The sequence below is a fragment of the Endozoicomonas sp. PH6C genome, from assembly GCF_059322965.1.
Window position 1 is genome coordinate 6,325,265 of record NZ_CP185342.1, and the last position, 14,429, is coordinate 6,339,693.

A 14,429-nucleotide genomic window follows, 5' to 3' on the forward strand; every position below is an offset into this window, starting at 1 on the left:
GAGTTGGTACATGGCCCGTAAGCACGGCTCTGGTTGTTCCCATCTTCTGAGTTTTTGAAACAAGTGATTATTTAACCACAGCAAACGTTGAGAGACACATAAATGAACTATCATTCCTTTTCTGTACCCAAGCCGCAGCAGTTATCGACTGGCACAGATGTTCTACTTATGTCTGGCACTGTTCGCTGCCCTCTCCCCTTTGACACTGAAGGCCGATCACTGTCCTATTTGTCTGGCTCCCTTCCATGGCCGAAGTAAAGCGCCTGTGGTCGTCAAAACCCAATGTTGCGGCCACCTCTTCGATCTGGACTGTCTTTCGATGTGCTTTGTTGATCAGCCCATCGGCTCACGCCGGTGCGCGATGTGTCGGCAAAACCCGATGCCTGTGGTGAATCAGAACACCAGTGAATCTCACCCGGATACATTTTTCCCCGATCAGACGTTTTATGATGCCTGTTTTGACGGAGATCTGGATCAGGTAGAGAGGTCTCTGGCAGAAGGAGTCAATGTCAATGCGGTTATGACTGATGATTTCACTGCCTTGATGTTGGCATCCAGCTTCGGGCACACGGATGTCGTCGAACGCCTGATCAACGCTGGGGCAAACCTTGACGCTGCCCGTTCGAATGGTGTCACCGCACTATTCATCGCTGCTCAGTACGGTAATACCGACTGCGTGAAACGCCTGATCAACGCCGGGGCGGATCTCAACGCCCACACCAAGACTGGCAACACCCCGCTTATCATCGCAATCTGGAAAGGCCATACCGATTGCGTGGAAAGCCTCATCGGTGGCGGGGCAGACATCAATGCCGCCTCGTCGGATGGCGCCAGCCCGCTGTTCTTCGCAACACAGGAGGTCAATACCGACCTCGTGAAAATGCTGATCAACGCCGGGGCAGATCCCAACGCCCGGACTGACGATGGCGGAACCCCTGTGTATATGGCTGCCCAAGAAAATAACATCGACAGCCTGAAAATCCTGATTGAAGCCGAGGCAGATCTCAACATCCGGATTAATAGTGGTGCCAACCCAACGTTCATCGCAGCCCGGAACGGCAATACCGACTGCCTGATACTCCTGATCGAAGCCGGGGCGGATTTCAACACCCCCCACACTTTGGATGACGCCACCCCGCTATTCATCTCTGCCCAGGAAAATAGCACCGAATGCGTGCAACTCCTGATCAACGCCGGGGCAGATCTCAACGCCCGGACTAAGACTGGCACCACCCCGCTCTCCATTGCAATCGCGATGGGCAATACCGACTGCATGAAACTCCTGATCAACGCCGGGGCAGAGTTGGGAACCGAGGCGGCGGAGGAAACAAAAGAAAAGCGTCATGCCGTCCAGTAAACGGGGCTCTCAGGTGTTCCCATCTTCTGAGTTTTTGAAACAGGTAATTGTTTGGCCACAGCGAACTTTGATAGCCATATAAATGAACTAACATGCTTTTTTGTATCAAACCTACACTGCTTCTTGACCAATACAGATGTTTTACTTATATGTGGCATTGTTCGCTACCCTCTCCCCATGGACACTGAAGGCCGATCACTGTCCTATTTGTCTGGCTCCCTTCCATGGCCGAAGTGAAGCGCCTGTGGTCGTCAAAACCCAATGCTGTGGTCACCTCTTCGATCTGGACTGTATTTCGAAGTGTTTTGTTGATCAGCCCATTGGCTCCCGCCAGTGCGCAATGTGTCGGCAAAACCCGATGCCGGTGGTGAATCAGAACACCAGTGAATCTCACCCGGATACATTTTTCCCCGATCAGGTGTTTTTTGATGCCTGTTATGACGGGGATTTGGATCAGGTAGAGAGGTCATTGGCAAATGGAGTCAATGTCAATGCCGTTATACATGATGATTTCACTGGCTTGATGTTGGCATCTGACGGGGGGCACGAGGCAATCGTTGAACGCCTGATCAGCGCCGGGGCGAATCTCAACGCCACCTCCACAGGTGGAGCCACCGCAATATTCTTTGCTGTCCAGGAGAATGACATCGATTGCGTGAAGCTCCTGATCAACGCCGGGGCGGATGTTAACGCCACCTTTTCAAATGGTGCCACCGCACTGTTGATCGCTGCCAAGGAGGGCAATACCGACTGCATGAAACTCCTGATCAACGCCGGGGCGGATATCAACGCCGCCTTGTTGGATGGCGCCACACCGCTGTTCTTCGCTGCCCAGGAAAATAACATCGAATGCGTGGAACTCCTGATCAACGCCGGGGCGAATCTCAACGCCAGGACTGAGAATGGTACAACCCCGCTATTCGTCGCTGCCCTGAGAGGCAATACCGACTGCGTAAAAGCCCTGACCGAAGCCAACGCAGATCTCAACGCGAGAAATAAGAATGGTGCAACCCCGCTTCTCATCGCAGTCTGGCTAGGCCATACCGATTGCGTGGAAATACTGATCCAGGTCGGGGCGGATCTTAAGGCCACCAGGACTTCGGACGGCGCCACCCCGCTGTTCATCGCAGTTCAGAAAAATAACACCGACTGCGTGAAACTTCTGATCAAGGCCGGGGTGAATCTCAACGCCCGGACTATTGATGGCACCACCGCGCTGTTCACTGCAGCCCTGAATGGCCATACCGATTGCATGGAAACCCTGATCCACGTCGGAGCGGATCTCAATGCTGCCAGGACTTCAGATGGTGCCACCCCGCTGTTCATCGCAGCCCTGAATGGCCATACCGACTGCGTAGAACGCCTGATCAATGCCGGGGCAGATCTCGACGCCGCCAGGACTTCAGATGGCGCCACCCCACTCTACATCGCAACCGCGATGGGCAATACCGACTGCATGGAAGCCCTGATCAAGGCTGGAGCAAAGTAGGGAACAAAGGCCGTGAAGGCAACAAAAGAAAGGCGTTACTTTGTCCAGTAAAAACGACTCTCAGGTGTTCCCATCTTCTGAATTTTTTTTAAAACAGGTGATTATTTAGTCACAGCAAGCTTTGATAGCCATATAAATGAACTACCATTCCTTTTTTTGTATCCAACCCACACTACTAACCAACACAGATGTTCTTCTTATGTATGGCATTGTTCGCTACCCTCTCCCCATGGACACTGGAAGCTGATCCCTGTCCTATTTGTTTAGCTCACTTCCATGACCGTCATGAAGCGCCTGTGGTCGTCAAAACCCAATGTTGCGGTCACCGCTTCGATCTGGACTGTCTTTCGATGTGCTTTGTTGATCAGCCCATCGGCTCACGCCAGTGCGCGATGTGTCGGCAAAACCCGATGCCTGTGGTGAATCAGAACACCAGTGAAGCTTACCCGGATACATTTTTCCCCGATCAGACTTTTTATAATGCCTGTTTAAACGGGGATCTGAATCAGGTAGAGAGGTCGCTGGCAGAAGGAGTCAATGTCAATGCGGTTATGGTTGGTGGCTTCACTGCTTTGATGTTGGCATCCCAAAACGGGAACAAGACTGTCGTCCAACGCCTGATAGAAGCCGGGGCGGACGTCGACGCCGCCTTGTCGAATGGCGCCAGCCCGCTGCTCATCGCTGCACATCATAATAACGATGACTGCGTAAAAATCCTGATCGAAGCTGAGGCAGATCTCAACGCCGCCATGTCGAGTGGCGCCACATCGCTGTTCATTGCTGCCCAGGAAAATAACATTGTCTGCGTGAAACTCCTGATCAACGCCGGGGCGGATCTCAACGCCGCCTTGTCGGATGGCACCACCCCGCTGGTCATCGCTGCCCAAGAAAATAACATAGACTGCATGACAGCCCTGATCGAAGCCGGGGCGGATCTCAACGCCCAGACCGATGATGGCTCCACCCCGCTGCTCATCGCAGCCTGGATAGGCAATACCGACTGCGTGAAAGCCCTGATCGAAGCCAAGGCGAATCTCAACGCCGCCATGTTGGATGGCGCCACACCGCTGCTCACCGCTGCTCAAGAAAATAACACTGACTGCGTGGAACTCCTGATCAACGCCGGGGCAGATCTTAACGCCGCCATGTCGGATGGCTGCACACCTCTGATCATCGCAGTCCAGAAGGGCAACATCGACTGCGTGAAACTCCTTCTCGATGCCGGGGCAGATGTCAGCGTCCGGACTGAGAATGGCGCCACCTCGCTGTTCCTCGCAGCCCTGAAGGGCAATACCGACTGTCTGAAAATACTGATCAACGCAGGGGCAGATCTCAACGCCCAGGCCGAGGATGGCTCCACCCCGCTGTTTATCGCAGCCCTGGTGGGCAATTCCGACTGCGTGAAACTCCTGATCAATGCCGGGGCGGATCTCAACACTGCCAGAATTACGGATCGTGCCACCCCGCTGTTCGTTGCTGCTGCAAAAGGCAATTCCGACTGCGTGAAACTCCTGATCAACGCCGGGGCAGAGTAGGGAACAGAGGCGATGAAGGAAAGAAAGGCGTTGTGTTAACCGATAAACCCGCCTCTGGGTGTTTCCATCTTCCGAGTTTTTAAAACAGGTGATTATTTAGCCACAGCGGACTTTATAGTCACACAATTGAACTTTTGTACTGCTCTTATGTCTAACCAACACTGCATTATTGACTGACACAGATGTTCTACTTATGGATGGCATGGCTCGCACTCTTCTTCCCATGGAAACTGACGTAACGTCGGAGCCCGATGTATGTCCTATTTGTTTGGCTAATTTCCATGGCCGCGATGTGGCGCCAGTAGACGTCAAAACCCAATGTCTAACCCAGTGTGGCCACCGCTTCCATCTGGACTGTATTTCGAAACAATTCATTTTTGAACCGATCGGCTCACGCCGATGCGCGATGTGTCGGGAATGCCCGATGCCTGTGGTGAATCAGAAGACCAGTGAATCCCACCCGGATACATTTTTCCCCGATCAGGTGTTTTATGATGCCTGTTATGACGGGGATTTGATTCAGGTGGAGAGGTCACTGGCAGCAGGAGTCTATGTCAATGCCGTTATGACTGATGATTTCACTGCCCTGATCGTAGCATCCAGTGAGGGGCACATAGACGTCGTCGAACGTTTGATAAAAGACGGGGCGGACGTCAATGTTGCCCGGGCCACGGATGGCGCCACCTCGCTGTTCTACGCTGCACAAGAAAATAACACCGACATTGGGAAACTCCTGATCGACTCCGGGGCGAATCTCAACACCCCCCGGACTTCGGATGGCGCCACCCCGCTGTTCTTCGCTGCACAAGAGAATAACAGCGACTTTGTGACACTCATGATCGAAGCTGGAGCGGATCTCAACGCCGCCAGGACTTCGGATGGCACTACCCCGCTGTCCATCGCAACCAAGATGGGCAATAGCGACTGCGTGGAACTCCTGACCAACGCCGGGGCAAAGTAAGGACGGGAAAGCAAGAAAGGCCTTGTGCTATTCAGTAAAGCTGGACACCCGCCTTCTGGCCCAGCTCCGCGCCGAGCAGGATCAGGAAGAACGCTGTGTCAGCCGGTTGAATCGATTTCTGATTGCCAGAGCCCGAGAAGTGGCGTTTCGGCTGGCTGGGGATCTGGTGAAACCAAAGCAGGGGGAGACTGCAAGCTGTCACCCTGAATGCCTGACCACATATTCACGCAAAGCTTCATCCATACGGGTCTGCCAGCCTTTGCCAGTGGCGCGGAAAAATTCAACCACCTCGGGTGACAGCCGGATAGAAATCCGCTCCTTGGTCTGTTCGGCCTTGGGTCGCCCCACTGGTCGTAGTTGTTTGAACTCCTCGTCAGTAAGTTCATATGTGTCAGGATCAGCGGCAATGCCTGCATTGATGGCTGCCTCTTCTTCGTCGGTGGGCAGCTCAAGCCAGCGCCCTGATTTAGTCTTGATTTGCATAAATTCGTACCTCTCGTTTATTGGCTTTTCGCAGGGAAATAATGCGGCGCTTCTCGCCCCGGTCGGTATACACCACACAATAAAGGCGCTTACCTCTGGAAGCAAAACCAACCATACGCTGCTCTCCATAGTCATAGCGATGATCTTCCCATGCCTTAAGCGTGTCCCACTCCAAGCGCTCAGCCTCAGACAACGACAAGCCATGCTTAGCCCGGTTGACGGCATCCTTGGCGGCATCGTATTCATACTTCATAGAATTATTGTATGCACGTTAATTAAGGTTTGCCAGCTATCAGGTATAGCACAAGTTAACGCTTTATCCATGTTAGCCCAACACCTGCAACCGCAGACCCAGCGCCTTAAGGAGGTCGTCTCACTTTACAACTACATGTTAAGCAGGATCAGGTCACTTTCAGCTTGGACTGAAGCAAATGGCATACTTAATCTCTTCAGGTTTTGCTTTCACCGTCCGGATTAGCCACAGCAAACTTTGATTGACACATAAATGAACTAACATGCTTTTTTGTATCTAACCCGCATTACATATTGACCAACACAGATGTTCTACTTATATGTGGCGTTGTTCGCTACCCTCTCCCCATATACAGTCAAGGCCGATCAGTGTCCTATTTGTTTGACTTACTTTCATGGCCGAAGTGTCACGCCTGTGGTCGTCAAAACCGGATGTTGTGGCCACCTCTTCGATCTGGACTGTATTTCGAAGTGTTTTGTCGATCAGCCCATAGGCTCGAGACGGTGCGCAATGTGTCGGCAAGACCCGATGCCTGTGTTGAATCTGGACACCGGTGTATCTCACCCGGATACATTCTTCCCCGATCTGACGTTTTTTCGTGCCTGTTTTGAAGGGGATTTGGATGTGGTGCAGAAGTCACTGGCAGAAGGAGTCAATGTCAATGCCCATGACATTACGAATGATGATTACACGCCCTTAATGATGGCATCCATCGGGGGGCATATGGCGGTCGCCGAATGCCTGATCAACGCCGGGGCGAATCTCGACGCCGTCTGTGAGAGCGGAGCTACCGCACTGTTCATCGCTGCAATAGAAAATAACACCGACTGCGTGAAACTCCTGATCAACGCCGGGGCGGATCCCAACATTGCCTTACCAGATGGCACCACCCCGTCGTACATCGTAGCCGAGATGGGCAATATTGTCTGCTTGAAAGCCCTGATCGACGCCGGGGCGGATCTCAACACCAGCTTGCCGGATGGCGCCACCTCGCTGCTCATCGCTGCCCAGAATGGCAATACTGACTGTGTGAGACTCCTGATTGAAGCCGGGGCGGATCTCGACGCCGCCTTGTCTGATGGCTTCACCCCACTATTCATCGCAGCCGAGATGGGCAATACCGACTGCGTGAAAGCCCTGATCGACGCCGGGGCGGATCTCAATGCCCGGACTAAGGATGGCGCCACCTCGCTGCTCATCGCTGCCCAGAACAACAATATTGACTGCGTGAAAATCCTGATTGAAGCCGGGGCGGATCTTGACGCCGCCTTGTCGGATGGCTCCACTCCTCTGTTCATCGCTGCTGCGAAAGGCAATACCGACTGCGTGAAACGCCTGATCGAAGCCAAGGCAAAACTCAATGCCCTGACTCAAGATGGCGCTACCCCGCTGCTCATCGCTGTACAAGAAAATAACACCGCCTGCGTGAAACTCCTGTGCAACGCCGGGGCGGATCCCAACGCCCCAGCTGACGATGGCACCACCACGCTGTACATCGCTGCTGCAAAAGGCTATACCGATTGCCTGAAAGCCCTGATCGAAGCCAAGGCAGACCCCAACGTCAGGGCAAAGGAAGACAGCACTCCGCTGATCATTGCTGCTGCGAGAGGTCATATCGACTGCCTGAAAGCTCTGATCGAAGCAGGGGCGGATCTCAACGCACAAAATAAGGAGGGCGTCACCCCGCTGTTCATCGCTGCACAGGAAAATCACATCGACTGCATGAAACTCCTGATCAACGACGGAGCGGATCCCAACACTATACTGTCGAATGGCTGCACTCCGCTGATCAGCGCTGCTGCGATGGGCTATAGCGACTGCGTAAAGCTCCTGATCAACGCTGGGGCGGATCTCGAAGCCAGCTTGTCAGATGGTGCCACCCCGCTGTACATCGCAGCCCAGAATGGCAATACCGACTGTGTGGAATCCCTGATCGAAGCCAAGGCTGACCTCAACGCCAGGAATAAGGAAGGCTGCACCCCGCTGCTGATCGCTGCTGCGAATGGCCATACTGACTGCGTGGAACTCCTGATCAATGCCGGGGCAGATCTCAACACCCAGACCAAGGATGGCGGCACCCCGCTGTTTTTGGCTGCACAAGAAAATCACGCCGACTGTGTGAAACACCTGATCGAAGCCGGGGCGGACCTCAACATCCGGACTAAGGTTGGCGCCACCCCGCTGTTAATCGCTGCCAAGGAAAATAACATAGACTCCCTGAAACTCCTGATCGAAGCTGAGGCAGATCTCGACACCAGGACTGAGGATGGCAGAACACCCCTATTCATCGCAGCCGAGATGGGCAATAGCGACTCCGTGGAACGCTTGGTCAACGCCGGGGCCGATCTCGACGCCCGAAGGACTGAGGATGGTGCGACTCCGCTTTTAATCGCCGCTGAGGAGGGTAAAACCGAGGTTCTGAAACTCCTGATCAGGGCCGAGGCAGATATCAACGCCGCCTTGTCGAATGGCACCACCCCACTCGCCATCGCAACCGAGATGGGCAATACCAACTGCGTGGAACTCCTGACCAACGCCGGGGCAAGATAAGGAGGGGAAAACAAGAAAGGCCTCGTGCTATCGAGTAAACAAAACTTTCAGGTGTTCCGATCTTCTGAGTTTTTGAAATAGGTGATTATCTGGCCACAGCAAACTTTGATAGCCAGATAAATGAACTAATACCAATCGAACTTTCTAACTCCCTATTGCGCTGAAGATTTGAGCCTTAATCCTGCGTTGGCGATCGTCGCCATAGCTAAGGCTATGACTCCTCACGCCGCCTTGTCTTAAGGCTCAAATCTCCATGCTCATCACGGGATTTAGAAAGTACGATTGGTATAACATGCTTTTTTGCATCCAACCCACGCTGCTTATTGACCAACACAGATGTTCTACTTATATGTGGCATTGCTCGCTACCCTCACCCCATGGGCACTGAAGGCCGATCACTGTCCCATTTGTTTGGCTAACTTCCATGACCGAAGTGGAGCGCCTGTGATCGTTAAAACCCAATGTTGTGGTCACCGCTTCGATCTGGACTGCCTTTCGATGTGCTTTGTTGATCAGCCTATCGGCGCACGCCGGTGCGCGATGTGTCGGCAAAACCCGATGCCTGTGGTGAATCAGAACACCAGTGAATCTCACCCGGATACATTCTTCCCCGATTGGAGGTTTTGTCTTGCCTGTTTTAACGGGGATCTGGATCAGGTAGAGAGGTCACTGGCAGAAGGAGTCAATGTCAATGCCATTATGACTGCTGGTTTCAGTGCCTTGATGATAGCATCCCTCTGGGGGCATACGGAAGTCGTCGAACACCTGATCAACGCTGGGGCGAACCCCGACACTGCCAATACCCTTTCGAATAATGCCACCGCACTGATCATCGCTGCTGATTGTGGTAATACCCTCTGCGTGAAAAGCCTGATCAGCGCCGGGGCGAATCTCAACGCCCGGACTGGCGGCGGAGCCACCCCGCTGTTCATGGCTGCTCAACAAAATAACATCGACAGCCTGAAAATCCTGATCGAAGCCGGGGTGGATCTCAACGCCCAGACTGAGGATGGCGCCTCCCCGCTCTTCATCGCAGCCCAAAGGGGCAATAACGTCTGCATGAAACTCCTGATCGACGCCGGGGCGGATCTCAACGCCCTGACTAAGGGTGGCGCTACCCCGCTCTTCATCGCAGCCCAAAGGGGCAATAACGTCTGCATGAAACTCCTGATCGACGCCGGGGCGGATCTCAACGTCCAGACTGAGGATGGCGTTACCCCGGTGTTTATCGCTGCCCAAAAAAATAACATCGACAGCCTGAAAATCCTGATTGCAGCCGAGGCAGATATCAACGCCGTGACCAAGAGTGGTGCCAACCCTGCGTTCATCGCTGCCCAGAACGGCAATACCGACTGCCTGATAATCCTGATCGAAGCCGGGGCAGATCAAAACGCCGCCACGATTACGTATGGTGCCACCCCTCTGTTCACGGCAGCCCAGAACGGCAATACTGACTGCCTGAGAATCCTGATCAACGCCGGGGCGGGTGTCAACGCCGCCAGGATTACGGATGCTGCCACCCCTCTGTTCATGGCAGCCCAGAACGGCAATACCGACTGCGTGAAACTCCTGATCAACGCCGGGGCAGATCTCAACGCCGCCAGGATCAACGATGGCGCAACCCCGCTGTTCATCGCAGCTCAGGAGGGCAATAGCGACTGCGTGAAACTCCTGATCAGCGCCGGGGCGGATCTCAACACCTCCAGGACCAAGGGTGGAGCAACCCCGCTGTTCATCGCTGTACAAGAAAATAACACCGACTGCGTAAAACTCCTGATCAACGCCGGGGCGGATCTCAACGCCGTCTGTAAAAGCGGTGCCACCGCACTGTACATCGCAGCCAAGTTGGGCAATACCGACTGCTTGAAAGCCCTGATCGACGCCGGGGCGGATCTCAATGCCCGGATTAAGGATGGCGCCACCTCGCTGCTCATCGCTGCCCAGAATGGCAATACTGACTGCCTGAAACTCCTGATTGAAGCCGGGGCGGATCTCAACGCCCAGACCGAGGGTGGCGCCACCCCTCTGTTCATGGCTGCACAAGAAAATCACGCCGACTGTGTGAAAATACTGACCGAAGCCCATGCGGATCTCAACCTCCAAACCAAGAATGGCGTCACCCCGCTGTTCATCGCGGCGGCCCTGAAAAATAACCTCAACTGCCTGAAAATCCTCGTCGAAGCCAATGCAGATCTCAACGCCCAGACCAGGCAGGGCGCCACCCCATTGTTCGTGGCAGCACAAGAAAATTACACCGAATGTCTGGAACTCCTGATCAATGCCGGGGCGAATCCCGACGCCGCTCTATCGGATGGCGCCACCTCGCTGTTCATCGCCGCCCAGAAAAATAACACCGACTGCGTGGAACTCCTGATCCGGGCCGGGGCGAATCTCAACGCTGCCCTGCCGGATGGCACAACCCCACTTGCCATTGCAACCGCGATGGGCAATACCGATTGCGTGAAGCTCCTGACCAACGCCGGGGAAGAGTTCGGAACAGAGGCAGAGAAGGAAACAAAAGAAAGACGTTGTGTTGTTCAGTAAACACGGCTTTCAGGTGTTCCCATCTTCCGGGTTGTTGAAATAGGTGATATCTGGCTAATGCAAATTTAATAACTACCTGATTGAACTATCATATTTTTCCTGTGTCCAACCTGCATTGCTTATTGACTGATATAGATGTTCTACTTATAGACGGCATTGCTCGCCCCCCTGCCCCCGGGGATAGTGAAGTACCAGAGGAGGCACATCCCTGCCCTATTTGTTTGACCCATTTTCATGGCCGTGTTGTAGCGCCCGTTTCTCGTTCCCACGCTCTGCGTGGGAATGCATACCTCCCCTGAAAAGCGGACTCTACAGTTTGAGACTTATTTTTTTCAACATTCCTTAAATCTCTCAAAATTCAGCCTTTAAAAAGATAGGAATCTGAGAGCATAACGAACATGGAGTTCAACAAATAACTTTGTGATTTCAATATATGCCGATTCCCCATATGTACAGCGTCCTTCAAATCTAGTTTCACTGTCAGTCTTTGTTACTGTAAATAACGGCTCACCCCTATAAAAGACGAGAGACCGAATGTCCCTATAATCGCCTTCACAACCGTCTTCACAGTCTGAAAAGTCACGAATCGGGTCTCTCTCTTGAACTATTGAAATATCGGAAGGGTTAAGAGATTTAAGTAAATCGATGGCATTATTGAATTCTACAGGGCTTGACGCTCTAAATTGCGCACCATTTTCAATGAGAATATCTTTTAAATAATCCAGGAAATTTATGAATTGTGAAATATTGCAACAAGCTTCTGCGTTTGATTCATCCATTTTGCTCGCTTCTTCGGCACCCTCACGGGCTTGCGGCTGAGAGGGCTGTGTTTCTGTCATCTCATGATGATTGTGTCCTGTCGAATTTTCTGCGTAACTCAGCGACTCTTCAGCTAACGTAATATTATTGAATTTTTGTCGGAGTTCACAAACACCATGACAGGAACCGGCATAACAATTTAAATCCAACGTATGCAGGTCTTGTTCAGGATGTTCATTACCACCGCCAGAACCAGACGACAGGGGGTTACTGACAGAGCCTCTGACATGGCCGGTTGTCCCTGAGGCTTGTTGGCTGGATGATTCTGATGACGGGTTTTGTTGGTCACTTTGTTGTTTGTTTTGTCCGGGGAGCATCATGGTAATGATTGTAAACGGGTCATCCCGACTTGCCTCCAGTTGATCCCCCGGGTTAAACAGCAATGAATCGGGGTTCCAATAGTTTTTTAAAAGCCAGCCGACAGCGACAAACTGTTCGACAGCAAGATGTCTTGTAAACGAGTCTGCCTGACAGATGGCAGGCAAAGAGAAAAAGAGCAACAGAGGTGCCGCAAAAAGCAATTGTTCCATTATTCGATGAATCTCTTGCTGATTTTGTAGTCAGGAAAGATAGTTGAGGAAAGTGCAAAGTCAATGTGAGTTCGATGTTCGGAATATACCCTGTGATTTCAGACATCACCTTTGTCGAAGTCTTTCTGAACTCTGGTGACTTTTTTCAGATATCGGGTTTCAAGAAGATGCAGATAGGCAGCGCGAAGGAGGCACAGTAAGCAATTTTTGAGTATATCGAAGTGTTTTACAATCGCCAGAGAAAGCACTCAGCCAATGGCTACCTGGCGCCGTTCGAGTACGAATAGAAGTTTGCCTATGCAGTGTAAAAAAGTGTCCGGAAAACTCTTGCCATATCAAAGTGCAATCGACTGAAATTTCAGACATCACCTTTAAAGGAGGGGAAAACAAGAAAGGCCTTGTGCTATCGAGTAAACAAAACTTTCAGGTGTTCCGATCCTCTGAGTTTTTGTAATAGGTGATTATCTGGCCACAGCAAACTTTGATAGCCGAATAAATGAACTAACATGCTTTTTGCATCCAAACCACACTGCTTATTGACCAACACAGATGTTCTACTTATATGTGGTATTGCTCGCTACCCTCACCCCATGGGCACTGAAGGCCGATCACTGTCCCATTTGTTTGGCTAACTTCCATGACCGAAGTGGAGCGCCTGTGATCGTTAAAACCCAATGTTGTGGTCACCGCTTTGATCTGGACTGCCTTTCGATGTGCTTTGTTGATCAGCCCATCGGCGCACGCCGGTGCGCGATGTGTCGGCAAAACCCGATGCCTGTGGTGAACCAGAACACCAGTGAATCTCACCCGGATACATTCTTCCCCGATTGGAGGTTTTATCTTGCCTGCTCTAACGGGGATCTGGATCAGGTAGAGAGGTCACTGGCAGAAGGAGTCAATGTCAATGCCTTTAGGACTGATGATTTCACAGCCTTGATGTTAGCATGCCACAGTGGGCATACGGATGTCGTCGTACGCCTGATCAACACGGGAGCAAACCACGACGCTACCCGTTCTAATGGTGCCACCGCTCTGTTCATCGCTGCTGAGTTCGGTAATACCGAGTGCGTGAAACGCCTGATCAACGCCGGGGCAGATATCAACGCCCGGACCAGGTCTGGCGCCACGCCGCTGCACGTTGCTGCTGCGAAAGGCCATACCGACTGTGTGAAACTCCTGATCAACGCCAGGGCGGATATCAACGCGCAAACTGAGCATGGCGCCACCCCGTTGTTCATTGCTACACAAGAAAATAACACCGACTGCGTTAAAATACTGATCAATGCCAGAGCGGATCTCAACGCTTTCAGGATCAGGGATGGCACCACCCCGCTGTACATCGCCACCCTGAGTAATAGCATCGAGTGCGTGAAACTCTTCATCAACGCCGGGGCAGATATCAACGCCCGGTCCAGGAAAGGCATCACGCCGCTGCACGTTGCTGCTGCGTTAAGCAATTCAGACTGTGTGAAACTCCTGATCAACGCCGGGGCGGACCTCAACGCCCGGAATAAAGATGGCGCCACCTCGCTGTACATGGCAGCGCAGAATGGCAATACCGACTGCCTGAAAATCCTGATCGAAGCCGGAGCGGATCTCAACGCCGCCAGGATTACGACTGGTGCTACCCCTCTGTTCATCGCAGCTCAGAATGACCATACCGAGTGCCTGAAACTCCTGACCAACGCCGGGGCAAAGTAGGAAACAGTGGCGGTCAGAGAAACAAAAGAAAGATCTTGTGCTCTCCAGTAAATACACCTTTCAGGTGTTCCCATCTCCTGAGTTTTTGAAGCAGGTGATTATCTGGCCACAGCAAACTTTGATAGCCAAATAAATGAACTAACATGCTTTTTTACATCCAACCCACGCTGCTTATTGACCAACACAGATGTTCTACTTATATGTGGC

General features: G+C 52.4%; 10 protein-coding genes and 1 pseudogene. 8 read left to right on the forward strand and 3 right to left on the reverse strand.

Going from position 1 to position 14,429, the window contains the following annotated elements:
• The first annotated feature begins 157 nt into the window (after nucleotides 1-157).
• The 4 genes from ACOMG9_RS22205 (at nucleotide 158) to ACOMG9_RS22220 (ending at nucleotide 5,342) form a co-directional block, all read left to right on the forward strand.
• On the forward strand, nucleotides 158-1,357 hold the full coding sequence (locus tag ACOMG9_RS22205) for an ankyrin repeat domain-containing protein (protein ID WP_494529441.1): 1,200 nt from the start codon (nucleotides 158-160) through the stop codon (nucleotides 1,355-1,357).
• Nucleotides 1,358-1,493: 136 nt separating this feature from the next.
• The gene (locus ACOMG9_RS22210) at nucleotides 1,494-2,846 is read left to right on the forward strand and encodes an ankyrin repeat domain-containing protein (protein ID WP_494529442.1); all 1,353 of its coding nucleotides are present in this window, start codon (nucleotides 1,494-1,496) and stop codon (nucleotides 2,844-2,846) included.
• Nucleotides 2,847-3,034: 188 nt separating this feature from the next.
• A complete protein-coding gene (locus ACOMG9_RS22215; RefSeq protein ID WP_494529443.1) occupies nucleotides 3,035-4,381 on the forward strand; it encodes an ankyrin repeat domain-containing protein in 1,347 nt (448 codons plus the stop codon).
• A gap of 193 nt (nucleotides 4,382-4,574) precedes the next feature.
• Complete coding sequence (locus ACOMG9_RS22220; RefSeq protein WP_448218525.1) at nucleotides 4,575-5,342, forward strand: ankyrin repeat domain-containing protein; 768 nt, start codon at nucleotides 4,575-4,577, stop codon at nucleotides 5,340-5,342.
• A 198-nt stretch (nucleotides 5,343-5,540) separates the two neighbouring features.
• Here the strand turns inward: ACOMG9_RS22220 and ACOMG9_RS22225 are convergent, their stop codons facing one another.
• Both ACOMG9_RS22225 and ACOMG9_RS22230 read right to left on the reverse strand, forming a co-directional pair.
• A complete protein-coding gene (locus tag ACOMG9_RS22225; protein ID WP_448218526.1) occupies nucleotides 5,541-5,825 on the reverse strand; it encodes a BrnA antitoxin family protein in 285 nt (94 codons plus the stop codon).
• Nucleotides 5,809-6,078 (reverse strand): BrnT family toxin, encoded by a 270-nt coding sequence (locus ACOMG9_RS22230; protein WP_448218527.1) that lies wholly within the window; start codon nucleotides 6,076-6,078, stop codon nucleotides 5,809-5,811. Before ACOMG9_RS22230 ends, ACOMG9_RS22225 begins: the two co-directional genes overlap by 17 nt.
• A gap of 306 nt (nucleotides 6,079-6,384) precedes the next feature.
• Here ACOMG9_RS22230 and ACOMG9_RS22235 point away from each other — a divergent pair, with 306 nt between their 5' ends.
• A complete protein-coding gene (locus ACOMG9_RS22235; RefSeq protein ID WP_494529444.1) occupies nucleotides 6,385-8,628 on the forward strand; it encodes an ankyrin repeat domain-containing protein in 2,244 nt (747 codons plus the stop codon).
• Nucleotides 8,629-8,964: 336 nt separating this feature from the next.
• Complete coding sequence (locus ACOMG9_RS22240) at nucleotides 8,965-11,172, forward strand: ankyrin repeat domain-containing protein (protein ID WP_494529445.1); 2,208 nt, start codon at nucleotides 8,965-8,967, stop codon at nucleotides 11,170-11,172.
• Between the two features lie 365 nt (nucleotides 11,173-11,537).
• Here ACOMG9_RS22240 and ACOMG9_RS22245 read toward each other — a convergent pair whose 3' ends face one another.
• Entirely contained in the window at nucleotides 11,538-12,521 is a 984-nt protein-coding gene (locus ACOMG9_RS22245) for a hypothetical protein (RefSeq protein WP_448218533.1), read from the reverse strand.
• A 200-nt stretch (nucleotides 12,522-12,721) separates the two neighbouring features.
• Here ACOMG9_RS22245 and ACOMG9_RS22250 point away from each other — a divergent pair.
• Nucleotides 12,722-12,808, forward strand: a pseudogene (locus ACOMG9_RS22250) (IS3 family transposase); the annotation flags it as partial.
• Between the two features lie 262 nt (nucleotides 12,809-13,070).
• Nucleotides 13,071-14,222 carry an ankyrin repeat domain-containing protein gene (locus tag ACOMG9_RS22255; protein ID WP_448218534.1) on the forward strand — a complete coding sequence of 384 codons (1,152 nt, stop codon included), beginning with the start codon at nucleotides 13,071-13,073 and terminating at the stop codon, nucleotides 14,220-14,222.
• Nucleotides 14,223-14,429: the final 207 nt, after the last annotated feature.

Bases quoted from the DNA above. Each gene is read 5' to 3' on its own strand.
- ACOMG9_RS22225 (WP_448218526.1), bottom strand. From the start codon at position 5,825: ATGCAAATCAAGACTAAATCAGGGCGCTGGCTTGAGCTGCCCACCGAC.
- ACOMG9_RS22240 (WP_494529445.1), top strand. From the start codon at position 8,965: ATGTTCTACTTATATGTGGCATTGCTCGCTACCCTCACCCCATGGGCA.
- ACOMG9_RS22245 (WP_448218533.1), bottom strand. From the start codon at position 12,521: ATGGAACAATTGCTTTTTGCGGCACCTCTGTTGCTCTTTTTCTCTTTG.
- ACOMG9_RS22210 (WP_494529442.1), top strand. From the start codon at position 1,494: ATGTTTTACTTATATGTGGCATTGTTCGCTACCCTCTCCCCATGGACA.
- ACOMG9_RS22255 (WP_448218534.1), top strand. From the start codon at position 13,071: ATGTTCTACTTATATGTGGTATTGCTCGCTACCCTCACCCCATGGGCA.
- ACOMG9_RS22230 (WP_448218527.1), bottom strand. From the start codon at position 6,078: ATGAAGTATGAATACGATGCCGCCAAGGATGCCGTCAACCGGGCTAAG.
- ACOMG9_RS22235 (WP_494529444.1), top strand. From the start codon at position 6,385: ATGTTCTACTTATATGTGGCGTTGTTCGCTACCCTCTCCCCATATACA.
- ACOMG9_RS22215 (WP_494529443.1), top strand. From the start codon at position 3,035: ATGTTCTTCTTATGTATGGCATTGTTCGCTACCCTCTCCCCATGGACA.
- ACOMG9_RS22205 (WP_494529441.1), top strand. From the start codon at position 158: ATGTTCTACTTATGTCTGGCACTGTTCGCTGCCCTCTCCCCTTTGACA.
- ACOMG9_RS22220 (WP_448218525.1), top strand. From the start codon at position 4,575: ATGGATGGCATGGCTCGCACTCTTCTTCCCATGGAAACTGACGTAACG.